19 protein-coding genes are annotated in these 25,466 nt (G+C 71.6%); 13 read left to right on the top strand and 6 right to left on the bottom strand.

Annotated features, from left to right (window positions below):
• Positions 1–32 precede the first annotated feature (32 nt).
• The 3 genes from BJ963_RS12700 to BJ963_RS12690 all read right to left on the bottom strand — a co-directional run bounded on the left by BJ963_RS12700 (position 33) and on the right by BJ963_RS12690 (position 3,186).
• Positions 33–923: an RNA polymerase sigma-70 factor gene (locus BJ963_RS12700; protein ID WP_179457055.1), complete on the bottom strand. Its 891-nt coding sequence runs from the start codon at positions 921–923 to the stop codon at positions 33–35.
• A 9-nt stretch (positions 924–932) separates the two neighbouring features.
• Positions 933–1,694 carry an SDR family oxidoreductase gene (locus BJ963_RS12695; protein WP_179457054.1) on the bottom strand — a complete coding sequence of 254 codons (762 nt, stop codon included), beginning with the start codon at positions 1,692–1,694 and terminating at the stop codon, positions 933–935.
• A gap of 91 nt (positions 1,695–1,785) precedes the next feature.
• Complete coding sequence (locus BJ963_RS12690) at positions 1,786–3,186, bottom strand: DHA2 family efflux MFS transporter permease subunit (RefSeq protein WP_179457053.1); 1,401 nt, start codon at positions 3,184–3,186, stop codon at positions 1,786–1,788.
• Positions 3,187–3,397: 211 nt separating this feature from the next.
• Here BJ963_RS12690 and BJ963_RS12685 point away from each other — a divergent pair, with 211 nt between their 5' ends.
• The 4 genes from BJ963_RS12685 to BJ963_RS12670 all read left to right on the top strand — a co-directional run bounded on the left by BJ963_RS12685 (position 3,398) and on the right by BJ963_RS12670 (position 9,420).
• The gene (locus BJ963_RS12685) at positions 3,398–4,156 is read left to right on the top strand and encodes an SDR family oxidoreductase (protein WP_179457052.1); all 759 of its coding nucleotides are present in this window, start codon (positions 3,398–3,400) and stop codon (positions 4,154–4,156) included.
• Positions 4,157–4,299: 143 nt separating this feature from the next.
• Entirely contained in the window at positions 4,300–4,728 is a 429-nt protein-coding gene (locus BJ963_RS12680) for a hypothetical protein (protein ID WP_179457051.1), read from the top strand.
• 56 nt (positions 4,729–4,784) lie between these two features.
• The gene (locus BJ963_RS12675) at positions 4,785–5,336 is read left to right on the top strand and encodes a VanZ family protein (protein ID WP_179457050.1); all 552 of its coding nucleotides are present in this window, start codon (positions 4,785–4,787) and stop codon (positions 5,334–5,336) included.
• A gap of 199 nt (positions 5,337–5,535) precedes the next feature.
• Positions 5,536–9,420 carry a DUF7927 domain-containing protein gene (locus tag BJ963_RS12670; protein WP_179457049.1) on the top strand — a complete coding sequence of 1,295 codons (3,885 nt, stop codon included), beginning with the start codon at positions 5,536–5,538 and terminating at the stop codon, positions 9,418–9,420.
• Positions 9,421–9,476: 56 nt separating this feature from the next.
• Here BJ963_RS12670 and BJ963_RS12665 read toward each other — a convergent pair whose 3' ends face one another.
• On the bottom strand, positions 9,477–10,277 hold the full coding sequence (locus tag BJ963_RS12665) for a methyltransferase domain-containing protein (RefSeq protein WP_179457048.1): 801 nt from the start codon (positions 10,275–10,277) through the stop codon (positions 9,477–9,479).
• Between the two features lie 87 nt (positions 10,278–10,364).
• Between BJ963_RS12665 and BJ963_RS12660 the strand changes: the two genes are divergently transcribed.
• Positions 10,365–10,853 carry a GNAT family N-acetyltransferase gene (locus BJ963_RS12660; RefSeq protein WP_179457047.1) on the top strand — a complete coding sequence of 163 codons (489 nt, stop codon included), beginning with the start codon at positions 10,365–10,367 and terminating at the stop codon, positions 10,851–10,853.
• Between the two features lie 47 nt (positions 10,854–10,900).
• On the opposite strand, the gene BJ963_RS12655 is transcribed toward BJ963_RS12660, so the two are convergent.
• Positions 10,901–11,782 carry a MurR/RpiR family transcriptional regulator gene (locus BJ963_RS12655; protein WP_089907366.1) on the bottom strand — a complete coding sequence of 294 codons (882 nt, stop codon included), beginning with the start codon at positions 11,780–11,782 and terminating at the stop codon, positions 10,901–10,903.
• Between the two features lie 227 nt (positions 11,783–12,009).
• Between BJ963_RS12655 and BJ963_RS12650 the strand changes: the two genes are divergently transcribed.
• From BJ963_RS12650 to BJ963_RS12615, 8 genes are all read left to right on the top strand, one after another.
• On the top strand, positions 12,010–13,557 hold the full coding sequence (locus BJ963_RS12650; RefSeq protein WP_179457046.1) for an ABC transporter substrate-binding protein: 1,548 nt from the start codon (positions 12,010–12,012) through the stop codon (positions 13,555–13,557).
• Positions 13,558–13,612: 55 nt separating this feature from the next.
• On the top strand, positions 13,613–14,590 hold the full coding sequence (locus tag BJ963_RS12645; RefSeq protein WP_179457045.1) for an ABC transporter permease: 978 nt from the start codon (positions 13,613–13,615) through the stop codon (positions 14,588–14,590).
• Positions 14,587–15,480: an ABC transporter permease gene (locus BJ963_RS12640; RefSeq protein ID WP_246298054.1), complete on the top strand. Its 894-nt coding sequence runs from the start codon at positions 14,587–14,589 to the stop codon at positions 15,478–15,480. The genes BJ963_RS12645 and BJ963_RS12640 overlap by 4 nt, the downstream gene beginning before the upstream one ends.
• On the top strand, positions 15,480–16,412 hold the full coding sequence (murQ, locus tag BJ963_RS12635; RefSeq protein ID WP_179457044.1) for an N-acetylmuramic acid 6-phosphate etherase: 933 nt from the start codon (positions 15,480–15,482) through the stop codon (positions 16,410–16,412). The genes BJ963_RS12640 and murQ overlap by 1 nt, the downstream gene beginning before the upstream one ends.
• Entirely contained in the window at positions 16,412–17,623 is a 1,212-nt protein-coding gene (locus BJ963_RS12630) for an anhydro-N-acetylmuramic acid kinase (RefSeq protein ID WP_179457043.1), read from the top strand. The genes murQ and BJ963_RS12630 overlap by 1 nt, the downstream gene beginning before the upstream one ends.
• Positions 17,620–18,795, top strand: coding sequence for a serine hydrolase (locus BJ963_RS12625; RefSeq protein WP_179457042.1), 1,176 nt, complete (start codon positions 17,620–17,622; stop codon positions 18,793–18,795). Before BJ963_RS12630 ends, BJ963_RS12625 begins: the two co-directional genes overlap by 4 nt.
• Complete coding sequence (locus BJ963_RS12620) at positions 18,792–20,438, top strand: ABC transporter ATP-binding protein (RefSeq protein WP_179457041.1); 1,647 nt, start codon at positions 18,792–18,794, stop codon at positions 20,436–20,438. The genes BJ963_RS12625 and BJ963_RS12620 overlap by 4 nt, the downstream gene beginning before the upstream one ends.
• Positions 20,439–20,538: 100 nt before the next feature.
• Positions 20,539–23,244 carry an FAD-binding and (Fe-S)-binding domain-containing protein gene (locus BJ963_RS12615; RefSeq protein WP_179458132.1) on the top strand — a complete coding sequence of 902 codons (2,706 nt, stop codon included), beginning with the start codon at positions 20,539–20,541 and terminating at the stop codon, positions 23,242–23,244.
• A gap of 1,064 nt (positions 23,245–24,308) precedes the next feature.
• On the opposite strand, the gene BJ963_RS12610 is transcribed toward BJ963_RS12615, so the two are convergent.
• Positions 24,309–25,460, bottom strand: a complete 1,152-nt coding sequence (locus tag BJ963_RS12610) for a mandelate racemase/muconate lactonizing enzyme family protein (protein ID WP_179457040.1) — start codon at positions 25,458–25,460, stop codon at positions 24,309–24,311.
• Positions 25,461–25,466 lie beyond the last annotated feature (6 nt).

Below are 25,466 nucleotides of genomic sequence, written 5' to 3'. Positions count from 1 at the left end.
CTGTGACATCGGGGCGCACATCGAGGTGTGCGTCACGCCGGGACGGGGATGCGCTCCAGCTTCTGCGGGTTGAGCACCCACTGCAGGCGGCGGATGCCGTCGGCGGTGACGTCCAGCGCGACGAAGGCGACGACGGCGCCGCCGCGCACCAGCACGGCGGCCGGGGCGCCGTTGGCCTCGACGAGATGGACGGTCCCGTCCCAGAACCGGCCGGAGAACGCGTGCACGTACTTCGCCACCGTCTCCCGGGTGAAGACAGGGATGCGCGACGCGCGAGCCAGCCCGCCCCCGTCGGAGTAGCTGACGATGTCGGCCGTGAACATCCGCTCCAGCTCGGCGATGTCGCCGGACTGCGCGGCCTCGAGGAAGGCCTCCAGCATGCGCTTCTGCTGGGCGTGGTCGACCTCGCGCACGTGCCGCTCCTCCGCGAGGTGCTTCCGCGCGCGGCTGACCAGCTGCCGCGCGGAGGCCTCGGAGCCCTGGATGATCTCCGCGATCTGCGCGTACGGATAGTCGAAGGCCTCCCGCAGCACGTACGCGGCGCGCTCGGTCGGCGTCAGCTTCTCGAGCAGGACGAGCACGGCGAACTCCAGCGCCTCCCCGCGCTCGGCGCCGAGGGACGGGTCGGCACTCGTGTCGACGGGCTCGGGGAGCCACGGCCCGATGTACGTCTCGCGCTTCACGCGCGCCGACTGCGCGTGGTTGATCGCCAGCCGGGTCGCCGCGGTCGCCAGGAACGCCGCCGGCTCGCGCACGGCCGAGCGGTCGGTGCGCTGCCAGCGCTCCCAGGTGTCCTGGACGATGTCCTCCGCGTCCGCCACGGTCCCGAGCATCCGGTAGGCGATGCCGAACAGGCGCGGCCGCACCGCCGCGAACGTCGCCGCGGCGGTGTCGAGGTCGTCCTGCTCCGCTGCCCCCGTCATGGTCGAATGCTAGCGGCGCTCCTCCAGCCAGCGGGAGAACGTCGTCCCGCCGTACCGGTGGTCGGTGATCGCCGGGTCGTTGCCCGGAGTGAGCGAGCGGTCGTCGACGCGGCCGCCGAAGTACCCGGCGTCCGGATCGGTGACGACGGTCCGCGGGTCGCCCGAGGCGGAGAGCAGCCGGCGCGCGAGGTCGTCCAACCGCAGGGGCTCCGGACCGGCGAGCTCCACGATCCCGTTCGACGGGTCGGCGACGGCGACCTCCGCGAGGGCCGCCGACACGTCCGCCGCCGCGATCGGCTGCATCAGCACATCCGACAGGGTCGCGGTGCCGTCGTGCGTCGCCCCGTCGGCGAGCGCGCCGATGAACTCGAAGAACTGCGTCGCACGGAGGATGGTGAACGGCACGCCGCTCTCGCGCACGATGCGCTCCTGCGTCAGCTTCGCGCGCATGTAGCCGATGTCGGGCATGCGGTCGGCCCCCACGATGGACAGCACGACGTGGTGGCGCACCCCTGCGGTCTTCTCGGCCGCGACCAGGTTGGTCGTGGACCGCTCGAAGAACTCGTGCACCGGGCCGTCTTCGAACGAGGGCGCGTTGGGGGTGTCGACGACGACATCCGCACCCTCCAGGGCGGCGGCGAGGCCGGTGCCGGTGACCGCGTCCACGCCGGTCGACGGCGAGGCAGCGACCACCTCGTGGCCCTGCTCCTGCAGATGCGCGACGACGCCCCGGCCGATCAGGCCGGTTCCGCCGATGACGACGATCTTCATGTGCTGCTCCGTTCTGCGCGGTCTCTTCGCGCACTCATCACTTCTGACCGGCGACGGGTCCCGGATGTGACAGCCGAGCGCGAATTCCCGGTCAGCGGAGCAGGGCGTGGTGCCCCGACACCTCCGTCTCGGCCGCGTCGCCGCCGACCCCGCGCGGGTTCCGGATGCCGACGGCCGAGATGATCCCGCCCGCCGCGAGGGCGACGGCCGCTGCGCCGGCGAGCTCGTGGAACCCCGCGACCGCCGACATCGTCGCCCCTGCCGAGCCGGCCAGTGCGACCGCGACGAGGCCGGCGACGCGGGACACCGCGTTGTTGACGGCCGACGCGATCCCGGACCGTGCCGGGTCGACCGCGCCCAGGATGGTCGCCGTCAGCGGGGCGACCGTGATGGCCATGCCCAGCCCGAAGACCACAACGGCGGGCAGCACCTCGGTCAGGTAGTCGGCCTCCCGGGAGATCCGGAGCATGAGGGCGAAACCGCCTCCGGCGATCACCGGCCCGACCGTCATCATCACCCGGGGTCCGACCCGTCCGCTGAGGCGGCCGAAGTACGCCGAGAGGGCGATCAGCACGATGCTCGACGGCACCAGGGCGAACCCGGCCAGGGTCGCGCTGTACCCGGCCTCCTGCTGCAGGAACAGCGCGAGCGCGAACGTGCCGACGGCGACCCCGCCGTAGATGAATGCTGTCGCCACGTTGCCGACGGTGAAGTCGCGTGCGCGGAAGATCCCGAGCGGCAGCATCGGGTGCGCGGCCCGGCGTTCGCGGATCACGAAGGCCACGAGCGCCACCGCGCCGATCACGATCGATCCGGCGATCAGGGGCGAGCCCCATCCGAACCGGGGATGCTCGATCAGCGCGAACACGGGAAGCCCGAGTCCGAGCACGCCGAGACCAGCCCCGATGCCGTCGACGCGGGCGCGGGTGCTCGGCACCGCGTCCCGCGGGAGCGCCCGCACGAGCAGCAGCGCGACCGCGATCGGGAGGAGGTTGACGGCGAACACCCACCGCCACGACAGGGCGTCGACCAGCACGCCGCCGAGCACCGGCCCTGCGATGCTGGCGAGGGAGGTGATGGCCGTCCAGACGCCGATCGCCCGCGGCCGGCCCGCTCCGCTGAACGCGCCGAGGATCAGCGCGAGGGAACTCGGCACGAGCAGTGCTCCGGCGACGCCCTGGAGCCCACGGGCGAGCACGAGGATGCCGGCGGTCGGTGCGAGAGCGCACAGCGCCGAGGCGACGGCGAAGCCGGCGAGACCCCAGAGCAGCACCCGTCGGCGCCCGAACAGGTCGGAGAGCGACCCGGCGAGCAGGATGACCGATCCGAGGGTCAGGAGGTACGCATCCACCACCCACTGCTGGACGGCGAGCCCGCCGCCCAGCTCCCGGCCGATCGCGGGGAGGGCCACCGTCACCACGCTGCCGTCGAGGAAGGCGATGAAGGTCGCCAGGACGGCCACCGCCAGTACCGTCCGCTGCTGCACCGTCATCCATCCGGTCATTCGTCGTCGTCCATTCCTCGTCGTCCATTCCTCGTCGTCCCCGGGGAGGTCCCGGCTCCCGCTCTGACCGATCGCAGCGCCGATCTGTGACGGGTGCCCGGATTCCGCGACCTGTCACATCCGCGCGTCCTTCCCGGTCGTAGTGGGTGACGGGCGGTGCACGACCGCCGTCGGATACAGGATTCGAGGAGACACGGACATGAAGATCGTCGTCATCGGCGGGACCGGCCTGATCGGTTCGAAGGTGGTCGCCCTGCTGGCCGCCCACGGGCACGAGGCGATCGCCGCCTCCCCGAACTCGGGCGTGAACACGCTCACCGGCGAGGGGGTGGATGCGGCGCTCGCCGGAGCGGACGTCGTCGTCGACGTCTCCAACTCGCCGTCCTTCGCGGACGACGCGGTGATGGACTTCTTCACCACGTCCACGAACACCCTCATCGCGGCCGAGAGGAAGGCCGGGGTGCGACACCACGTCGCCCTCTCGGTCGTCGGCACCGAGCGGATGACGGACAGCGGGTACATGCGCGCGAAGGTGGCTCAGGAGCTGCTCATCCGCGAGTCCGGCATCCCGTTCTCCCTCGTGCATGCCACGCAGTTCTTCGAGTTCGTGAAGTCGATCGCGGACGCAGCGACCGAGGGGGACACGGTGCGCCTCGCACCTGTCGTCATCGCGCCGATCGCGGCCGAGGATGTCGCAACGGCCGTCGCCCGCACCGCGGCCGGCTCTCCCCTCGGAGGAGTGCTCGAGGTGAGCGGTCCCGAGGAGTTCCGGCTGACCGAGCTGATCGCTCGCGGCCTGGCCGCGCGCGGCGACGCGCGTCAGGTCGTCGAGGACCCCGATGCGCGCTACTTCGGCGCCCACCTGAGCGACCGCGAGCTCGTGCCCGGGCCGGACGCGGAGGTCTTCGCCACCACGTTCGCCGACTGGCTGGACGCCCAGGTCGCCGCGTCGCGGTGACCTGGTCCGGTCCGGCCGAGCCGTGAGGTAAGAGCGGGAACACCGGGTTTCAGGCGGCCCACTCCCCGGGGCATGCGCCAAGCAGACCACGGCTGGTCCCTCCCGCCGCCGGACCTTCGCACTTCGACGAGAAAGGCGCTCCTATGTCGATGACAGCGTGGCTGCCCTCGGTGCTCACCCGCAGGCGTCAGCTCGTCGGCGAGCTGCGGGCAGCCACGGCCGCTCGCGACGCACGGCGGCTGCGCCGCCTGCTCGCCCCGGATGTCGCGGTCGTCGTGGATGCGGGGGAGCAGGACCGCACGCGGATCCGCGTGGTGCGCGGGGTGGAGGACGCAGCGCTCCTGCTCGCCTACGGCCTCGGCGCCCAGCGCGGACGGGAGGTGGTCGAGAGTCCGGTCAACGGGCGTCCCGGCCTCCTGCTCTCGCGCGACGGGCGTCCGACCGCCACGATCGCCGTCGATGTGACCGCCGGTCTGGTCAGTCTCGTCTGGGTGCGACTCGGCGCGACCGCGCTGCGACGCGGCAACACCGTGCTGCCCGTTGACGGCGCGGCGATCCTCCGCAGGTCGTAGGCCGTCGCGACCTGCGGCTGATTCGCGTCGGGCGCGCGACACCTAGCGTCGAGAAGGTGACCGCATCCCTCTCCCTCCGACCCACGCGCACAGCGCCGCGCACCCTTCCGGCCGTGCTGTTCGGCGTGTACCTGGTCTTGCTGGTGTGGGCCGTGCTGTGGAAGTTCCACGTGCCCGACCTCAGCGGCGAGGGCGTGCGCGCCGTGAAACTGGTGCCGTTCGTCGCGAGTGAGGGGTTCGGGGCCAACCGGCTCTCCGAGATGCTGGCGAACGTTGCGCTGTTCGTGCCGTTCGGCGTCTATCTCGGTGTGCTCGCGCCGCGCTGGCGCGTCGGCCCGGTCGCCGGGCTGGCGGCGCTGGCCAGCTGCATCCTCGAGGGCCTCCAGTACGTGCTCGCGTCCGGGAGCTCGGACGTCACGGATGTCATCCTCAACACGTCGGGAGCCGTCGCGGGATTCCTCGTCCTGTCGGTCCTCCGCCGGGCGTCGCGGGGCCGTGCCGTCGCCGCCGTGTTCTGGCTGTGCTTCGTCGTCACGGTCGCCGCTGCGCTGTGGGGGGCGTCCCTCCTCGGGGCGCCGCTCCATTCGCTGCCGCCGCTGCACCGCTGACGTCTCTGAACCGCTGACACCGCGGACATCGGGGAGACGGAGCGTGTCCCTCCTTCGGGGGTCATCTGGTCGGACTGCGGGTGAAAGCGGGGTGAAATCCGGTCGAGGCCGATTCGCGCGCAGCTAGCGTGTGGCGCGGCGGGCACCGGTCTCGGTGGTGCACCGCCGCTCCATGACGCAGGACGAAGGGGATACTGCTGTGTCTGCACACCAGGATGGGCGCGGCCGCCGCCGCGACGGAAGAATCGCGCTGGCCTCGCCGTGGCGCTGGCTGGCCGCGCTGGTCGCCGGAACTCTGGCGCTCGCCGCCGCCCTTGTCGGAGCGCCCGCCATGGCCGCGCCGGTCTATCAGATCGAGGCCGCATGGGCACCGGGAACCCCGACGACCGTCAAGAGCGGCGACGTGGTCACCGGCGTCTGGCGCATCAACGTCAACGATGACGCCGAGGCGCCGTCCAACGGCCCGGTGGACAACGTGACGGTCACGATCGCCGCGCAGAGCGGCCGGTACACGGCCCTTCCCTCGCTGTGCCTCACCACCGGTGTCACCCCGGCCTCGAGCATCTCCGCCGACGGCCACACCCTCGTCTGCAACCTCGGGACGCGCGACCAGGGCACCGCCGTAGTGCTGCAGGCGCCGATCGTCGCAGACGGCGCCACCGGCGACCAGATCACCGCGGACGGCAGCATCGGCGGGGCGACCGCGGCGCTGAGCCCGATCGCCATCACCAACGCGTTCGGGATGGACATCCGTTGGGGTGTCGGTTCGCCGAACTTCTCGTCCGGCGCCGGCGGCTTCCTGGTCGACTACGAGTGGACGCTGAGCAAGGCTCTCGGAAGCGAGGCCGGCCCGCAGTCGATCACCTACAACCTCAACATCGCTTCGCCGCAGGGTTCGGCAGTCTCCGTCGACGCGAAGGCATGCTCCCCGTTCACCGGTCCCGGCGCCGCGGACGGCCACCCCTGGTCCGGAGGAACACACCCGGCGACTCAGCTCACCGTTCCGGCCGGAACCTGCACCATCACGCAGACCGGGGCGAACACGTTCCAGATGACGATCACGGGGATCGACTACTCTCCGGCGAACCCGCCGACGCTCGATTCCGCGGGCAACCGGCTCCCTGTCGATCAGGTGGCGCTGGCGTCCGGCTCCATCTGGATCCGCGTCAACACGGCCGCCTCCGGCTCGGTCGTTCTGAACTCCAACGCTCCGACCTACACCTCGGTCACCGGTCAGACCGCGCAGGACGACCCGTCGAACAACGCGGAGTCCAAGGCGTGGACGACCCCCGGCCTGTACTCCTCCGGCTGGGGCCGCGGCTACACCAACTCCGGCGGAACCCAGTGGGATGACACCTATCGCGTGTCCGCAGGAACGACCGTCGGTCAGTACATGGACTCCGGGATGCAGCTGCACACCGACCGCCCGGACGACCGCATCGTGGGTATGTGCTCCGCCCTTGACACTCGGTATGTCACCTATGCGGGCTGGGGTTGGGCCCAGCCGGTGACGGACAACACGATCGGCGCAACGGCCGAGTACTACGTGGGCAACGACCCCACGGTCGACCCGACCAGTGCCTCCTACGACCCGAATGCGTTCGACTGCGGGTCCACGGGCGGTTGGACGACGGTCCAGCCGACCGACCTCACCACGGTCAAGGCCATGCGCATCACCGCTACCCAGGGCCAGTTCGAGCAGCTCTCCGCCCAGTCCAATGTCACCGCGGTCGTCTACCAGAAGATCAACGCGAACGTCCCGGCCGGGACCGACATCTGGTCGTTCTTCTCCGGCGTGGTGGACGTGCCCCTCAACAACTGGTGGAACGGCACAGGCTGCATCACGCCCACTGCGGGCTCGCGCTACCCCTGCACCACCGGCTTCCGCGACGTGCTCCGTGTCGTGACCGCCACGCCCGCCATCGCCAAATCGGCCGACCGCTCGGTCGTCAGCCCCGGCGACCCGGCCGTCTACACGCTGACCTACTCGGCGAACGGCGCCGGCGCCATCCCGGCGACCGTCGACGGCTACCAGCTGGTCGACACGCTGCCCGCGGGCGTCACCTACGTGGCAGGGACGGCCTCACCCGAGCCCGCGGTGTCGACCAACGGCTCCGGACAGCAGGTGCTGACCTGGACGCTGAACGGCGTCACGACGAACGCCGACCACGCCCTCACCTACCAGGCCGTGGCCGACAGCACCGTCACGCCGGGCTCTGCTCTGGTCAACTCGATCACGGCCAGTTACGGCGGGATCTCGAAGGCCGCCACCGCGCAGGTCACCGTGGCCACCGACGGCTACACCACCGTGGTGAAGACTGCCGACGCTCCCTTCATCCCGAACGTGAACGGCGACGGGACGGGCACGGGGTCGTGGACGGTCACCGTGAAGTCCTACGACCCGATCACGCAGCCGTTCACGGACACGATCGACATCCTCCCGTACAACGGCGACGGACGCGGCACCGCGTTCTCCGGGTCGTACACGCTGACCTCGGTGAACGCCCCGCTGGGCGCGACCGTCTACTACACGACGGCGGACCCGACCACCCTGTCGGACGACCCGTCCAGCGCGCAGAACGGCGCCGCGCCGGGCGACCCGACCGGCAACACCGCGGGCTGGTCGACGACGATGCCGGCGAACCCCACGGCCATCCGTGTGATCGGCGGCAGCCTCGCCCCGGGCGCCACTCAGCAGTTCGGCGTCCACATCACCACCGACGGCGTGAAGGGCGGAGACACGCTCGTGAACCGGGCGCAGTCGATCGCGGGCCACACCGCTCTGGTGATGCGCACCTCCGCCGCCCTCTCCGTGGCCAACTTCTACTCGGCGAGCATCCTCAAGGAGGTGCAGGCGGCCGACGGCACCTGGCACGACGCGAACAACGCGGTCGACTACCCGGCGTTCCACTACGGCGACACGGTCCACTACCGCGTCACCGTGACGAACACGGGCCAGGGAACCCTGACGAACGTGGATGTGGCCGACGACAAGAGCCCGACGGCCGGAGCGTTCCACATCGCCTCGCTCGCGCCGGGCGCCTCGGAGTCGCACGAGTACCAGCTGGTCCTCGACGAGACCCTCCCCGGCGGCGCGTTCGTCAACACCGCCTGCGCCACCGCCGACACTCCGGCGGACTCGGGTGTCGCCCCGACCATCCCGTGCGACCCGGCGGGGATCGACATCGCGGGGTACTCGGTCGTGAAGACCGCCGACCCGGCGCCCGGAACGGTCGTCCACTCGGGCGACGTCATCCACTACACGGTGACGGTCACCCAGCGCGGCCCGGTGCCGGCGGCGGCGTCGTTCACCGACGACCTCGCCCAGGTCGCCGACGACGCCACCTACAACGGCGACATCGCGGCGGATGCGGGCACGGCCACCGTGACCGGGACCTCGATCGCCTGGTCCGGGACGCTGGGCGTCGGTGCGGTGGCCACGGTCACCTACTCGGTGACGGTCAAGGATGCGCGCTCGATCGGCGACGGCAGGCTCGACAACGTCGTGACCTCCGCCGGCTGCGCTTCCGCCTCCGACTGCGAGACGCTGCACGAGTACGGCAACTACACCTTCGCCAAGACGTCCGACCCGGCGTCGGGACACGCGGTGAAGGCCGGCGACCGCATCACGTACACCCTCACCATCGCTCAGTCCGGCGCCGCTCCGGCGAAGGGGACCGTCGTCGACGACCTGAGCAAGGTGCTGGACGACGCGACCTGGGCCGGTGACCAGAAGGCGACCTCGGGGACCGTGACCCGTACCGGCACGACCCTGACCTGGACCGGTGATCTCGCTGTCGGTCAGGTCGTCACCGTCACCTACTCGGTGCTCGTCACGGGCAACGGGGACAAGCGGATCGCCAACGTGGTCACCAGCCCGGACAACGACGCGGTCTGCGTCCCCGCTCCCGACCAGAATCCGGACTGCGCCACCAGCCACCGCGTCGACGACCCGGCAGGCACCGCGGGCCTCGCCTCGACCGGCTCCACCATCGGCTGGGGCGTCGGCGGACTCGGGGGCATCCTCCTCGCCGCCGGCGGGGTGCTGCTCCTGCTGCGCCGTCGCCGAATCCGTACCACCTAGCAGGCACCGCTGCGGAGGCCGCCGGGCGTTGCTCGGCGGCCTTCGTGGCACCCGGATCAGACGGCCCAGGTGCGGAACAGGATCGTCTGCACCGGGATGGTCGTCGGCGCCGGCCCGTACTCCGCCGACAGCCGCTCTGCGACGGTGCGGACAAGCGCATCCAGATCGCCGGACCGTGCACGCACCTGGTCGGAGACCGGGTTGCCGCGGATCAGGCCGTCCGCGAACGCCCGCCAGGAGGCGACAGGCGCGTCGTGCGGCAGGACGTCGATGCGGAGCCGGCCGAAGCCGCTGTCCTGCGCCAGCCTCCGCAACCGCTCGATGTCGCTCATCCCGAACGGGACGCGGTAGAACGGCGGAGGGTCGTCGGGGAATGTCTCGGCGAGCAGTCCGTCGACGATCGCCGCGAACCGGTTGCGGTCGTGGCTGTCCCAGACGCTGAACACGAAGACGCCGCCGGGCGCGAGAACGCGACGGGCTTCACGGAAGGCCGCGCCGACATCGGGCACGAACATGATGCCGAACTGGCACACCACCGCGTCGAAGCCGCCGTCCTCGAACGGCAGCGCCTGGGCGTCGGCGACCTGCATGCGGGTCCCCTCCGGCACCTTGGCGGCGGCCCTCAGAAGCATCGCCTCGTTCAGGTCGGTGAGGACCAGCTCCGCTCCGCCGTTGTGCGCGACGATCCCGGCGGACGAGATCCCGGTGCCCGCGGCGACTTCGAGGATGCGCCGCGGCGCGGTCGACGAAACCGCGGCGCCGAGCACGTCGGCGTAGTGGCGGAAGAGCACGGGCCCGAGCCCCGAATCGTAGAACTCGGGGATGGAGCCCTGGAACCGCGTGGCGTCGTCATCCACGGTCGAAGGGTACCGCCGCCCGCCCGGCTCGGGGAGCCCGCATCCGGAGCGACGGCGGAGGGGGCCGTCCGTCGTACGCTGTGACCCATGGCAGGACTGCGCACCGCGACCGCTGACGATGCTGCGGCATTCACGACGGTCTTCCTCGACTGCTGGCACCTGAGCTACAGCCGGACCATGCCGGCGGAGCTGGTCGAGCGGATGACCCCCGACAGTGCTGCGGCCCTCTGGCAGCGGGCGCTCGCCGACGGCGGCGACCGGTACCTCGCGGCGGAGGACGACGACGGCACGCTCGTGGGCTTCGTCGGCTTCCGGCTCGCCGGCCCGGATGCGGGGTACGTCGGCTCGCTGTACGTCTCACCGCACGCTCAGGGCGGAGGATACGGCCGCCGGCTTCTCTCCGCGGCGGAGGAGGAGCTGCGCGACCGCGGCGCGGCGACCGCCCGGCTCTGGGTCTTCGAGCAGAACGAGCCCTCCCGGCGGTTCTACGAGAGGTCGGGATGGGCGCTCGACGGCACCAGGGAGACCCTGCCGGAGTGGGGACAGCCGCAGGTGGGGATGGCCAAGCGGCTCTGAGCGGACCTGCAGGGCAGGGCTGGCCCGCGGATCAGACCCGATGCGGATCAGGGCGTGCTGCGGCGCGGCCGCCGGCGTCCCTCGACGGCGGCGAGGGATGCGGCCAGCGCGTCGGCCACGACGTCCGGCCGCCGCTGGGCGACGCCCATGAAGATGACGTCCACGATCATCAGCTGCGCCATCCTGCTCGACATCGCTCCGTAGCGGAACCGGGTCTCCCGCGAAGCGGTGGTGAGCACGGCGTCGGCCATCTGCGCCAGCGGCGACTCGGGGAAGTTCGTCACAGCGACCGTGAACGCGCCTGCGCGGTGCGCGGTCTCGATGGCGGAGAGCGCCTCCTCCGTCTCGCCGGAGTGCGAGAACGCGATCGCGACCGACCCCGGCCGGAGCACGGCCGCGCTCGTCAGCGCGAGGTGCGCATCCGTCCACGCGTTGGCGAAGTAGCCGATCCTGCGCAGCTTCTGGCCGAGATCCTGCGCCGCCAGCCCGCTCGACGCCGACCCGTACACGTCGGTGATCGGCGCGTCGATGATGGCGCTGACCACGCGGTCCACTTCGTCGAGGTCGAGCATCTCGGCCGTCTCCTCGACCGCCCGCGCCTCCTGGAAGGCCAGCTTGCGGACCACGTCGCGGGTCGAGTCCGCCGGGTCGATGTCGCCCTCGGAGACGCCGAACTGGTAGCGTCGGCCGCTCTCGTCCACGGCCGCCCGGGCGAGGGCGAGGCAGAAGCCCTTGTAGCCGTCGAATCCGACGCTGCGGCAGAATCGCGCCACCGTCGCCGTCGAGGTGCCGCAGCGCGCGGCGAGCTCGGTGATGCTGAGGTTCGCGACCTCCGCCGGCTCGGCGAGCGCCTCCTGCGCGATCAGCTGCTCGCTGCGGCGCAGCCGGGGCAGGGCCTGACGCAGCCGCACCAAGATGTCCTCGGTCATCGCCGTCTCCTCGCGGTCGTTCTGCTTTACCGTAGCGGGCCCGGCGTTCGCGCAGCGCCTGCGGTCACGGCCGGGGAAACGAAGTCGTTGGACTTCGCGCGTCGTCCGTGCTAAAAAATTTACAACTTGGAAACGCAAGAGGAATATTATTCCCCTAACGTTTATCCCGGCAACGTCGCCGACGTCGTCGCTCACAGCAGGCGCAACACCTACCAAGGAGGCCCGAAATGAAGGTCAACCGCTTCGGGCGTCAGGCGATCGTCGCCGGCGCCGCGGTTGCCACCGCATCCATGCTGCTCGCAGGATGCACCGGCACCAGCAGTTCCCCCACCGCGTCCGCCGACCCGAACGCAACGCTCGTCTTCGGGATCACCGCGGATCCGACCCAGACGATCCCGTGGACGACGACCTCCGAGCAGTCGGTGCAGGTGCTGTCCCAGATCTACAGCCCGCTCCTCACCACCAACAAGGACGACCAGCCGGTCGCGAACCTCGCCGACCTGCCCAAGGTGTCCTCCGACGGGCTCACCTACACGTTCACGCTCAAGGACGGCCTGAAGTTCAGCAACGGCTCCGCGCTGGACTCGGCCGACGTGAAGTACACGTACGAGAAGATCATGGACCCCGCGTCCAAGGCCAGCTCGCGCTCGTACCTCGCCTCCGTCGCCTCCATCGACACTCCGTCGCCCACCACGGTCGTCGTGCACCTCAGCAAGCCGGATGCGTCGTTCCCCTCCGGCCTCACCGCCGTGAACACCGGCATCGTTCCGTCCGACGTCTCCGTGGACAGCCTCCAGACCACCCCGGTCGGCTCCGGCCCGTACAAGTGGGCGGGACGCGTCGCCAACGAGTCGATCTCGCTGGAGCGCAACCCCGACTTCTTCGGAGGGAAGCCGGGCGCCGCCAAGGTCGAGTTCCGGATCATCCCCGACGACCAGTCCATGGTCTCCGCGCTCAAGACCGGCTCGGTCGACGTGGCGATCTTCGACAACCCCGTCACCGCGAAGACGGCGGTGTCGAACAAGACCAAGTCGATGGAAGCCGCCTCGCTGCAGTACCACGTGCTCCAGCTCCGAGCGGCCTCCCCGGTGCTCTCCAACGTGAACTCGCGCCTCGCCATCCAGTGCGCCATCTCGCGGCAGGACGTCATCGACACGGCGGCACTGGGCTCCGGCACGGTGACGGGCCCGATCACCTCGCCCGAGTACCGCTCCGACCCGAAGGCGCAGCCGTGCGCCAAGCAGGACCTGAAGAAGGCGAAGGAGTACATGCAGAAGGCGGGCACCCCCGACGGCTTCACCCTCAACGTCATGACGTCGCAGGGCCTCTACTCCACCGCAGTGGATGAGGCGCAGAACGTCCAGGCGCAGCTCGGCAAGGTCGGCATCAAGGTCAACGTGCAGGCCCTCGACTCCAACGCCTACGTGCAGAAGTGGCTCGCGGGCGACTTCGACGCGGCGATCGCGCAGAACGCGGGCAGCGCCGACCCGAACACCATGTACGCCCGCTACTTCACCTCCGGGGGCACCTACAACAAGGTGGCCGGCTACAGCTCGCCGGAGCTGGACAAGCTGTTCGCCGACGGCATCGCCACGACCGACACGGCCAAGCGCAAGACCGTCTACACCCAGCTCTCCAAGGAGCTCGTCGACAACGCGGCGTGGGTGTGGCTCTTCACCCCGAAGGAGTACATCGTGCTCAACTCGAGCGTGACCGGCTTCGAAGCGCGCTACGACGCCGACGTGTCCACGCTGTGGAAGGCCTCCCTCTCCTGACCGCCCGTCGGGGCGGGCCGCGCGCCCGCCCCGACGTCCGACCCTCCGGGCTCTCATGACTCGATTCCTGCACGTCCTCCGCCATCCCGTCACCCGGCGGATCGGCGAAGCGCTCCTCACCCTCGTGGGAGTGTCCATCCTCACCTTCGTCATCCTCCGGGTCGTCCCGGGCAACCAGATCACGGCCGCGTACGGCACCGCCGCCGGCGACCTGACGCAGGATCAGATCCGCCAGCTCGAGGCGTACTACGGCATCGACAAGCCGCTGATCGTGCAGTACTTCGACTGGCTCGGCGGCGTGCTGACCGGGAACCTCGGGATAAACACCACCTCGCACCAGAGCGTCGTGCAGATGACGGCCCAGGCGCTCCCGAACACGATCGAGCTTGCCGTGTTCTCGATCATCATCGGCCTGCTGCTCGGCATCCCGGGCGGGGTGTTCGCGGCCAACCGTCCCGGCCGGTTCGGCGACAACGTCACCCAGTTCGGGAGTCTGCTCGCGCTCTCCATCCCGTCGTTCCTGCTGGCGACCGTGCTCGCGACCTGGCTGGCGAACTCGTTCGGCTGGTACCCGAACGGCGAGGGGTACAAGACGCTGCTGCAGAATCCGGGGCTCAACCTGCAGCAGATGATCCTGCCGGCGCTCGTGCTCGGGATCAGCATCGCGCCGCCCGTGCTGCAGACCACCCGGACGGCGATCCTGTCCATCCGCGCGGAGGACTACATCCGGACCGCGCGGGCCAAGGGCGTTCCGGAGCGCAGGCTCCGCGTGCGGCACGTGCTCAGGAACGCGCTCATCCCCGTGGTGACCATGACGGGCCTCCAGTTCGGCTTCCTCCTGGGCGGCGCGCTGGTGGCCGAGCAGATCTTCGCGATCCCCGGGATCGGACGCCAGGTCCTCCTCGGGCTGAACCAGAAGGAGTACGCCGTGGTCCAGAGCACGGTCCTCATCATCGCGACGATGTTCGTGCTGGTGAACCTCCTCACCGACATGGTCTACCGTGTCGTCGACCCGAAGGTGCGTGTCCGATGAGCGCCGCGACCGGCATGAGCAACGTCCCCGACGTCGCCATCGACTCCAGCCGCCGCTCCCGCGCCTGGGTCGCCGCCTTCCGCTCGGTGCCCGGCATCACCGGGCTGGTCCTGATGGGCATCGTGATCGTGCTCGCCCTGATGGCGGCCTTCGGTCTGACCCCGTACAACCCCGCCCACCAGGACGTCTCGCAGGCGCTGAACCCGCCGAGCGGCACGCACTGGTTCGGCACCGACCAGTTCGGGCGGGACACGTTCTCGCGCGTCGCGGCCGGGCTCGCGAACTCGCTGCTCATCGCGCTCGTCTCCGTCGCGGCGGCCGCCGTGGTCGGCACCCTGATCGGCGTCCTCGCCGGCTTCTTCCTCGGGGTGACCGACCGGGTGGTCGGGATCGTCACCAACGTGCTCTTCGCCTTCCCGTCGCTGCTGCTCGCGCTGGCGCTGGCCGCCACGCTGCAGCGGAGCTGGCTCACGGTGGCCATCGCGATCGCCGTGGTCTACATGCCGATCTTCGCGCGCGTCGCCCGCGGGCCGGTCCTCACGCTGCGCACCACCGAGTACGTCGCGGCGTCGACCGCCATCGGCCGCAGCCGGCTCTCGACCCTGTTCACGCACGTCCTGCCGAACATGCGCGGGATCCTGGTGGTGCAGGTCACGCTCTCGCTCTCGTGGGCGATCCTGACCGAGGCGGCGCTGAGCTTCCTCGGCTTCGGGACGCCGCCGCCCGCCGCATCGCTCGGAGGCATGGTCTACGAGGCGCAGGCGCTGACCAGCGTCGCCCCGTGGATGCTGCTCTTCCCGGGCGCCGCGCTGATCTGCGCCGTCATCGGGCTGAACCTTCTCGGCGACGGCCTGCGCGCCGCCCTCGACCCCAAGACCGGAGGCCGTTGATGGCTACGAACTCGCCCGACGCCGAACTCGACGAACTGATGACGGAGGCGGTGGCCGACGACGACCTGATGCTGGACGAGCTCAGCGTCGCGGAGCTGGTCACGCTGATGAACGATCGCGACTCCCGGATCCCGGGGGCGGTGCGCGACGCACTGCCGACCATCATCGCGGCCATCGAGGACACCTCCGAGCGCGTCCGCGCGGGCGGACGGATCATCTACGTCGGCGCCGGCACCAGCGGCCGGCTGGGAGTGCTCGACGCCTCCGAGATCCCGCCGACCTTCGGAACGGACGGGGACATCGTGCTCGGGCTGATCGCCGGGGGCCCGACCGCTCTGGTCAGCTCCATCGAGTCCGCGGAGGACAGCGAGGCGACCGGCCGCGCCGATCTGGGGAACGTCGCGCCCGGTCCACTCGACACGGTCGTCGGCATCGCCTCCAGCGGCCGCACCCCGTACGTGCTCGGCGCGCTGCGTCTCGCGAACGAGAGCGGAGCGCTGACCGTGGGGCTCTCGTGCAACGTGGACACCCCGATCTCCGCGATCTCACGTCACGGCATCGAGATCGCCGTCGGGCCGGAGGTCGTGACCGGCTCGACCCGGCTCGGGGCGGGCACCGCGACGAAGCTGGTGCTCAACATGATCTCCACCATCAGCATGATCCGGCTCGGCAAGACCTATAAGACGTTGATGGTGGATGTGAAGGCGACCAACGCGAAGCTGCTGCGCCGGGCCGTGCGGATCGTCACACTGGCCACCGGCACGGACGACGAGACGGCACGCGTCGCGCTCGACGCCGCCGACTGGAACGCCAAGCTCGCCATCGCGACGATCGTCACCGGGATGAGCGTCGAGGACGCCCGGAGCGCGCTCGACGCGGCCTCCGGCGTCCTGCGCACCGTCGTCGCCTCTGCCCCGAAGGCGGAGATCTGATGCGCGTCCTCGGCATGATCTCCGGAACCTCGCACGACGGGATCGACATCGCGATCGTCGACTTCGACGGCGACGGCGCCTCGGCGACCGCGACCATCGAGTACACGACGTCCACGCCGTACTCCGCCGGTCTGCGGGCGCGCCTGCTCGCGGCACTGCCCCCCGCCGCGGTCGGATTCGACGTCGCCTGCGAGCTGGACACGGCCATCGGCCAGGAGTTCGGGGAGGCCGCCCGGGCGGCGCTCCGCGCTCACGCCGATGGCGGGTTCGGCCCGGTGGACCTCGTCTGCTCGCACGGGCAGACGGTGTTCCACTGGATCGAGGACGGCCGGGCCCGCGGGACGCTCCAGCTCGGCGAGCCGGCGTGGATCGCCCAGGCGACCGGGCTCCCGGTGGTGTCCGACCTGCGCGCAGCCGACATCGCGGCCGGCGGCCAGGGCGCTCCGCTGGTGCCCATCCTCGACACGATCCTGCTGCGCGGCCTCGGCGCCGACGGCGTCCGCGCCGGTGCGCTGAACCTCGGCGGCATCTCCAACGTCACCGTCGTCGCCGCGGGCCAGGACCCGGTCGCGTGGGACATCGGGCCGGCCAACGCGCTCGTCGACGCCGTGGTCACGCACTCGACGGAGACACCGGAGAGCTTCGACCGCGACGGCCGCCTGGCGTCGGCGGGGACCGTGGACGAGGCGGTCCTTCGGCAGTTCCTCGCCGAGCCCTACTACGCGCTCCCCACCCCGAAGAGCACCGGGAAAGAGCTGTTCCACCTCGACTATGTGCTCGAGCAGCTGAGCCGCACCTCCCGCGACCTCTCCCTCCCCGACCTGGTCGCCACCCTCACCGACCTGACCGCGCGCACGGTGGCGGACGCGATCCGCACCGCCGGGGTCGAGGTGCTGATCGTCTCGGGCGGCGGTGTGCGCAACCCGGTGCTGCTCCGGCGCATCGAGGAGCTGCTGCCCGGCGTGGATGTGCGCACGAGCGACGCCCTCGGCGTCCCGTCCGACGATAAGGAGGCCGTCGCCTTCGCCCTGATCGGCTGGGCGACGGCGAACGGGCTCCCCGCGAACGTCCCCAGCTGCACGGGTGCCTCGGGTCCCCGGGTCCTCGGCCGGATGACCCCGGCGCCCGGTGCTCCGCTTCCGCGGGGCGAGGCGCTGACGGAGTGGCCGCACGTGGAGTTCCGCCGCGACGCGGAGGAGGCGCGCCGGTGAGCGGCCTCCAGACGTACGTCGATCGCCTGCTGGGCCTCGGCGGGCCCGGGACGCATCCCGCCAGCGCCATCGTCGGCGTGCGCACGACGGCCGGCGTGGAGGTGGGATGCGGCGGCTGGGCCGCTCCGAGCGGTGCGGGGGCGGAGGCGGTCCCGATGAGCAGGGACCTGTTGCTCGATCTCGCGTCGGTCACCAAGGTCGCCGCCACCACGGTCATGGTCATGCGCCTCGTCGACGAGGGACGCCTCCACCTCGACGATCCCGTCCGCGAGCACCTCCCCGCGTTCCGCGGCGGCGACAAGGACGGCGTCACCCTGGAGCAGCTGCTCACCCACACGGCCGGTCTCCAGCCGTGGTGGCCGCTGTATCTGGAGACCACCGACCGCGACGCCGCGATCGCACGCGCCCAGGAGCTTCCGCTGGCGAGCGCACCGGGCACGGAGTGGCGGTACTCCGACTTCGGCCTCATCCTCGCCGGGGCGGTGGTCGAGCGGGTGACCGGCCGTCCACTGAGCGACGCCTATCGGGCGATGGTCGCCGAACCGCTCGGGCTCACCAGCGAATACGGGCCGGTTCCCGCCGCGTCCGCGGTCACCAGCGCGGACAGCGACGCCTACGAGTTCCGGATGATCGCCACCGGCACGCCGTTCCCTGTGCCGTTCCGGCCGGACGGGTTCGACGGCTGGCGCGGCGGCCCGATCCGCGGAGAGGTCGACGACGGCAACGCTGCGCACGCCCTCGGCGGCGTCTCCGGCCACGCCGGTCTGTTCTCGACGGTCGACGACCTGCTCGCCCTGGGCGCTGCCCTCCGCGACGGCTTCGTGTCGGACGACGTGCTGCACGCGTTCAGCCGGCCCTCGGCGGTCGACCCCGGGCAGGCGGTGGGCTTCCGTCTCAGCACGATCGCGGTCGGCGGCCGATCCGTCACCCTGCTCGGGCACGGCGGCTTCACCGGGACCTGGTTCGGCTTCGGGCTCGACGCCGACGTCGTCGTCGCGGGTGCGGCGATGCGGCTCGCCGGGACGACCGGACCGCTGCCCCGGGACGCCGACCACGACACGCGCCCGTCGCCGGTGACCGGCGACGCCATCCAGTCCGTGCTGCTCGACGCCGCCGCAGCGGCGCTGGCGGCCGAAGCCTCTCCCGTCACGACGAACGCCGAGGAACGATGAACAGCGACACCCAGCAGACCGTCCGCGAGCCCGTCCTGAGCATCCGGGACCTCTCGGTCACCTTCACGACCTCGCGCGGCGAGGTGGAGGCGGTCAAGCATGTGAGTCTCGACGTCGCGGCCGGCGAGACCGTCGCCATCGTCGGCGAGTCCGGCTCCGGGAAGTCGACGCTCGCCGCGTGCGTCAACCGGCTGCTCGCGGAGAACGGCAGGATCTCGTCGGGCACCATCCTGCTCAAGGAGCTCGACATCACGGCCGCCCCGGAGAAGGCGATGACGTCAATCCGCGGCAACCGCATCGGGCTGGTGCCGCAGGACCCGATGACCAATCTGAACCCGGTGATGAAGATCGGCGCGCAGATCGTCGAAGCGCTCCAGGTCCACGGACGGGCCACGGGGCAGGCGGCGAAGCAGGAGGCCATCCGGCTGCTCGAGCGGGCCGGCATCGGCGACGCCCCGGCCCGGTTCAACCAGTACCCGCACGAGTTCTCCGGCGGGATGCGGCAGCGCGTCCTGATCGCCATGGCGCTGGCCTGCCGCCCGGAGGTGCTGCTCGCCGACGAGCCGACTTCCGCACTCGACGTGACGGTCCAGCGCCTGGTCCTCGACCAGATGGGCCAGCTCGCGTCCGAGCTCGGCGCGGCCGTTCTCCTCATCACGCACGACCTGGCGCTCGCCGCCGAGCGCGCCGACCGGGTCGCGGTGATGTTCCGCGGCGAGATCGTCGAGACCGGGCCGGCGGCCGAGCTCGTCGCGCATCCACGGCACGAGTACACGCGGCGTCTGCTGGCCGCAGCGCCGGGGATGGCCAGCGCGAAGGTCGCCCCCGTGGTGGAGGCGGCAGCCGACGGCGCGGAGCCGGAGATCCTCCTCGACATCGCGGGTGCGGTGAAGAAGTACCGCATCCGCGGCCGGTCGGAGCCCTTCCTCGCGATCGACGGCGTGAGCCTGCAGGTTCCGCGCGGGCAGACCGTGGCCATCGTCGGCGAGTCCGGCTCGGGCAAGTCGACCACCGCGCGTCTCGCGCTGAAGCTGGAGGACCCCGACGGCGGAACCGTCTCCTTCCGCGGTGTGGACGTCTCCACCCTGTCCGGCCGCCGTCTGCTGGAGTTCCGCCGCTCGGTGCAGCCCGTGTTCCAGAACCCGTACGCGTCGCTCGACCCGAGGTACACCATCGAGCAGGTGGTGGCGGAACCGCTGCGGGTGCACAGGATCGGGGATGCCGCCGGCCGCAGGAAGGCGGTCGCCGACCTCCTCGACAAGGTCGCGCTGCCCGCGTCGTTCGCCGACCGGTATCCGCACGAGCTGTCCGGCGGGCAGCGCCAGCGCGTCGCCATCGCGCGCGCCCTGGCGCTCAACCCCGAGCTCGTCGTCATGGACGAGGCGGTCAGCGCCCTGGACGTCCTGGTGCAGGAGCAGATCCTCGACCTGATGGTGTCGCTCCAGCGCGAGCTCGGGCTCTCCTACCTCTTCATCAGTCACGACCTCGCCGTGGTGCGCCTGGTCGCCCACCAGGTCTACGTGATGCGCGCGGGCACGGTCGTCGAGAGCGGAGAGCCGGATGCGATCTTCGAAGCGCCGCAGCAGGAGTACACGCGCCAGCTGATCGCCGCGATCCCCGGCACGTCGCTCGCGGTCGCCTGACACGAAAGGTCCATCGGTGGCCCCCTCAGCGGAACTGGCCGAGCGGCTCGAACGGCTCGCTCCCGGAACGGTGCGCGACCGCGCGATCGACCGTCTGGCGATGGCGCACGACGCTTCGCACTACCTGATGACGCCGCTCGGCGTTGTCACCGTGCGCGACACCGCGCATCTCGCCGCGCTGCTCCGGCTCTCCGGCTCGTCCGGCACCCCGATCGCGTTCCGCTCCGGCGGCACCAGCCTCTCCGGGCAGGCGTCGACCGAGGGGCTGCTGCTGGACACCCGCAGGAACTTCCGCGCCATCGAGGTGCTCGACGGCGGCGCGCGCGTCCGCGTCCAGCCCGGTGCGACGGTCCGTCAGGTCAACGCGCGGCTCGCCCGGCACACGCGCAAGCTGGGCCCCGACCCGGCGAGCGAGGCCGCCTGCACCGTCGGCGGGGTCGTCGCGAACAACTCCAGCGGCATGTCGTGCGGCACCGAGTTCAACACCTACAACACGATCGAGTCGGCGGTGCTGGTGCTGGCCGACGGCACCGTGCTCGACACGGCCGCCCCCGACGCGGACGAGCGGATGAGGGAGGCGGCCCCCGCGCTCTGGCACGGGCTCGCCGAACTGCGCGATCGGGTGCGCTCCGATCCGGCGATGGTGGAGACCATCCGCCGCCAGTACGCCATCAAGAACACGATGGGCTACGGCGTCAACGCCTTCCTCGACCACGATTCGCCGGTGCAGCTCCTGCTCCATCTGGTCGTCGGGAGCGAGGGGACGCTGGCCTTCGTCGCCGAGGCCACCTTCCGCACCCTGCCCGTCCGCGCGCACACGGCGACGGGGATGCTGTACTTCCCGACCCTCGCGGACGCGACCGGCGCGCTGCCCGCCCTCGTGGCCTCCGGCCTCGCCACCGTCGAGCTCCTCGACGCCACCTCGCTGCGGGTGGCGCAGCGCGATCCGGGTGCGGACGACGAGCTCCTCGCGCTGCGCGTCGATCGGCATGCTGCGCTGCTCGTCGAGTACCAGGAGGCCGACGCCGATGCGCTCGCCTCCCGGCTCGCCGCCTGGCCGGAACTCGTGGCGCCCCTGCCGCTCGCCCAGCCGGCCACGCTCACACAGGACCCCCGCCGGCGCGACGCCCTCTGGCACATCCGCAAGGACCTGTATGCGACCGTCGCAGGCAACCGGCCGTCGGGCACCACGGCGATGCTGGAGGACATCGCGGTCCCCGTCGCCGCTCTCCGCGAGACCTGCGAGGGCCTGACCGCACTGTTCGACCGCCACGGCTACGAGGACAGCGTGATCTTCGGGCACGCCAAGGACGGCAACATCCACTTCATGCTCACCGAGCGCTTCGACGACCCGGGCTCGACGCAGCGCTACGCGGAGTTCACCGAGGAGATGGTCGCGCTCGTCCTGCGCAACGGCGGGACGCTGAAGGCGGAGCACGGCACCGGGCGGATCATGGCGCCCTACGTCCGCCGCCAGTTCGGCGACGACCTCTATGGCGTGATGCTGCGGGTGAAGGAACTCGCCGATCCCCGCGGGCTGCTCAATCCCGGAGTCCTCCTCAACGAGGATCCGGACGGCCCCCTTCAGCATCTGAAGCTCACCCCGACGGTCGAGGCCGAGGTCGACCGCTGCGTCGAGTGCGGCTACTGCGAGCCGGTCTGCCCGTCCAAGGACCTCACCGTGACGCCCCGGCAGCGCATCGTGCTGCGCCGGGAGCGCGAGCGCGCCCGGCTGGCGGGCGATGCGGAGCTGGTCGCCGAGCTGGACCGCGACTACGGCTACGACGGCCTCGACACCTGCGCCGCCGACGGGATGTGTCAGACGGCCTGCCCCGTGCGCATCGACACCGGCAAGCTGGTGAAGAGGCTCCGCGCCGAGCACGACCATCCCGTGGCGGGTGCCGGCTGGGATGCCGCGGCGAAGCACTGGGGGACGGTCACGCGGGCCGGCGCGACGGCGATGACCACCGCGAAGCTGCTCCCTGCTCCGCTCGTGACCGCGGTCACCGATCTGGGCCGGACGCTGCTGGGGGCGGACGATGTACCGCGCTACGACGGCGGCCTCCCGCGCGGCGGCACCCGGCGGCGCGCCAGAGCGACCGCCGACGCGGTCGCCGTCTACGTTCCGTCGTGCATCGGCTCGATGTTCGGGCCGGCCGACGCGTCCCAGGGGGTCCGGGACGCCTTCCTCGCTCTGTGCGAGCGGGCGGGCGTCGCCGTGACGATCCCGGAGGGCGTCGAATCGATGTGCTGCGGGACGCCGTGGACGTCGAAGGGCAACCCTGCCGGCCACCGCACGATGGCGGCGAACGTCGTGCCCGCCCTCCAGGAGGCCACGCGCGGGGGAGAGCTGCCGGTCATCTCCGACGGGGTCTCCTGCACGGAGGGCTTCCTGAACCTGGCCGCCGGCAGCGGTCTCACGGTGATCGATGCCGTCGCGTTCGTGGAGAGGGAGGTGCTGCCCGCGCTGTCGGTCCGCGCCCCGTTCGCATCCATCGCGGTACATCCCACCTGCTCGTCCACCCACCTCGGCGTGACCGACCCGATGGTCCGGGTGGCGTCGGCGATCAGCGACGACGTGGTCGTGCCCGTCGACTGGGGCTGCTGCGCGTTCGCCGGCGACCGGGGGATGCTGCATCCCGAGCTGACGGCGTCCGCCACCCGCGCCGAGTCCGCCGAGCTCGCCGGCCGGGAGTTCGCCGCGTACGCCTCCGCGAACCGCACCTGCGAGCTGGGCATGACGCGCGCGACGGGCAAGCCGTACCGACACATCCTCGAGCTGCTCGATGACGCGACGCGGACCTGAGTCCGTCCAGGACGGCGCGCTGATCCTCGGCTTCGTCGCGCTCGGGGCCGTCGGTGCGGTGATCCCCGCGTCGATCCCGGCGGTCGCCGAGCGAACCGGCCTCGCCCCGGAGGAGCTCCTCCCCAGCGTCTCGCTGCTGTTCCTCGGCCTCTTCGCCGGTGTGCTGGTCACGGCCGTGCCGCGCCGGGGACGCGCCAGGACGCTGCTCGCGGTCGGTTCCGCCCTCCAGGTCGCCGGCCTCGCACTCGTCGCCTGCGCGACCTCCGCTCCTCTCTTCTTTCTGGCTGCGACCGTGACCGGGCTGGGTTTCGGGCTCGTCGAGGCGAGCGCCACCGCCCTCTCGCGGGCGCGCTCCTCCGAGGGCACCCCCGTCCGGCTGACCGTCCTGAACGGTGCGTCGGCCGTCGCGGCGGCAGGAGCTCCCCTCCTCATCGCGTTCGTGCCCGCAGCCGCCCTGTGGGCGCCGGTCGCGGCGCTCGCGCTGGTTCCGGCCGCCGGGGCCGTGCTCGCCGCGGTCGCGGGCGCGACCTGGCCCGGCGCGGAGGGATCGGCGCCACCGCCGCGGGTGCAGAGGGGCGCCGGACGGCGGCTCTGGCCGGTCGGCGCGGCGCTGTTCCTGTTCGTCGGCGCCGAGACCGTGCTCGCGGGCTGGTCGAGCACCCTGTCCCAGTCGCTGTTCGGTCTCGCCGGCACGACGGCGGCGGTGGGGACGACGGCGTTCTGGACGCTGATGGCCGTCGGCCGCTTCGCCTGCGCGGCGGTCGTGGCCCGTGGGGTTCCCGCGCGGGTGTACCTCCCGGTCGCCGTCGGGGCAGCAGCCGTCGTGGCGGTGCTGTCGGCCATCGTCGGACAGGGTGTCGGCGCGGCGCTCCTGATCGGCGCCGTCGTCCTGCTGGTCGCCCCGGGTTACGCGCTGCTGCTCGGGTCGGCGCTCGCCGCCACGACGCGTGAGCGTGCCGACCGTACGGCGAGCATCCTCGTGGCGGTCGGCTCGGCCGGAGGGTCGGCGGTCTCCTTCGCGGTCGCCGTCACCGTCGGGTCGGCACCCGCGGGAGTACTGCTCGTCATCGCCGGGCTGCTGGCGGGATGCGCGCTGCTGTCCCTGGCTCCGCTGCGATCGTCGCGAGCGACGAGATCCCCGTCCCCGGCGCGTCCGACAGCCGGATCCACGGCCCGCGATAGCTGACCCCGCCCTCCACCGGGCTCGACGCCAGCCACAGCCCGGCGTCGAGGTCCTGGGCGCCGTGCAGACCTCCGGTCTCGGCGAGCGCGGACGCGACGGCCGCCGCGCTCGCGATGCCGACGTGGCTCTCCGACATGCAGCCGACGAACACCGAGACGTCTCGCTGCCGGGCGAGCTCCGCCAAGGCCAGTGCCTCCGCGATGCCGCCCGTCTTCGCCAGCTTGATGTTGATCCGCGACACCGCGCGGCTCACCAGCACCTCGCGCAGCTGGCGCGCGTTCCAGACCGACTCGTCCGCGACGACCGGCGTCGTCGTCCGCTCGCTGACATACGCCAGCCCGGCGATGTCGTCGCGGTGCACGGGCTGCTCGACCAGCTCGACCCCGACCGCGTCGTCCCGCCAGCCGTTGACGATCCGCACCGCTTCGTCCGGCGTCCAGCCCTGGTTCGCATCCACGCGGATCGCGATCGCGTCGCCGACGGCCGCGCGCACGCGCCGGACGATCGCGTCGTCGTCGCCGCCGGCACCGGTCTTCACCTTGAGCGTCGTGAAGCCGTTGCCGACATGCTCGAGCGCGGTTCGGATGAGGTCCTCCGCGTCGTCGGCCGTCACGGCGGCGGACAGGGTCATGTCGGACTCGATGCGGTCGGCCCTGCCGCCGAGGTACCGGTGCAGGGGGAGACCCGCGGTCCGCGCGGCCAGATCCCAGATCGCGCACTCCACGCCCATCCGCGCGGACGGGTTGCCGACGACGGCGCGGGCCAGCCGGGCGGACGCCTCCCGGGGATCGTCGGACGGCATCCCGACGGTGGATGCGGTGAGCGGTCCCGCCACGGCGCTCGCGACGCTCTCGTGGCTCTCGCCGGTCACCCGCCAGCTCGTGGGGGCCTCGCCCCATCCGCTCCGTCCGTCCGCATCCCTGACCTCGACGAGGAGGGCGTCCACCGTATCCGCGCGCCGCACGGAGGTCACGAACGGCCGCACGAGGGGGACGCTCCGGCGGTGGACGATGACGCTCTCGATCCGTGCCATGCGAGC

Origin of the sequence: Leifsonia soli (assembly GCF_013408745.1) — a bacterium.
Classification (GTDB): domain Bacteria; phylum Actinomycetota; class Actinomycetes; order Actinomycetales; family Microbacteriaceae; genus Leifsonia; species Leifsonia soli.
Note: the sequence above shows the minus strand (reverse complement) of the source record. Positions and strands in the feature narration are given on the sequence as shown.

Bases quoted from the DNA above. Each gene is read 5' to 3' on its own strand.
- BJ963_RS12700 (WP_179457055.1), bottom strand. From the start codon at position 923: ATGACGGGGGCAGCGGAGCAGGACGACCTCGACACCGCCGCGGCGACG.
- BJ963_RS12695 (WP_179457054.1), bottom strand. From the start codon at position 1,694: ATGAAGATCGTCGTCATCGGCGGAACCGGCCTGATCGGCCGGGGCGTC.
- BJ963_RS12690 (WP_179457053.1), bottom strand. From the start codon at position 3,186: ATGACGGTGCAGCAGCGGACGGTACTGGCGGTGGCCGTCCTGGCGACC.
- BJ963_RS12685 (WP_179457052.1), top strand. From the start codon at position 3,398: ATGAAGATCGTCGTCATCGGCGGGACCGGCCTGATCGGTTCGAAGGTG.
- BJ963_RS12680 (WP_179457051.1), top strand. From the start codon at position 4,300: ATGTCGATGACAGCGTGGCTGCCCTCGGTGCTCACCCGCAGGCGTCAG.
- BJ963_RS12660 (WP_179457047.1), top strand. From the start codon at position 10,365: ATGGCAGGACTGCGCACCGCGACCGCTGACGATGCTGCGGCATTCACG.
- BJ963_RS12655 (WP_089907366.1), bottom strand. From the start codon at position 11,782: ATGACCGAGGACATCTTGGTGCGGCTGCGTCAGGCCCTGCCCCGGCTG.
- BJ963_RS12650 (WP_179457046.1), top strand. From the start codon at position 12,010: ATGAAGGTCAACCGCTTCGGGCGTCAGGCGATCGTCGCCGGCGCCGCG.
- BJ963_RS12645 (WP_179457045.1), top strand. From the start codon at position 13,613: ATGACTCGATTCCTGCACGTCCTCCGCCATCCCGTCACCCGGCGGATC.
- BJ963_RS12640 (WP_246298054.1), top strand. From the start codon at position 14,587: ATGAGCGCCGCGACCGGCATGAGCAACGTCCCCGACGTCGCCATCGAC.
- murQ (WP_179457044.1), top strand. From the start codon at position 15,480: ATGGCTACGAACTCGCCCGACGCCGAACTCGACGAACTGATGACGGAG.
- BJ963_RS12630 (WP_179457043.1), top strand. From the start codon at position 16,412: ATGCGCGTCCTCGGCATGATCTCCGGAACCTCGCACGACGGGATCGAC.
- BJ963_RS12620 (WP_179457041.1), top strand. From the start codon at position 18,792: ATGAACAGCGACACCCAGCAGACCGTCCGCGAGCCCGTCCTGAGCATC.
- BJ963_RS12615 (WP_179458132.1), top strand. From the start codon at position 20,539: ATGGCGCACGACGCTTCGCACTACCTGATGACGCCGCTCGGCGTTGTC.
- BJ963_RS12610 (WP_179457040.1), bottom strand. From the start codon at position 25,460: ATGGCACGGATCGAGAGCGTCATCGTCCACCGCCGGAGCGTCCCCCTC.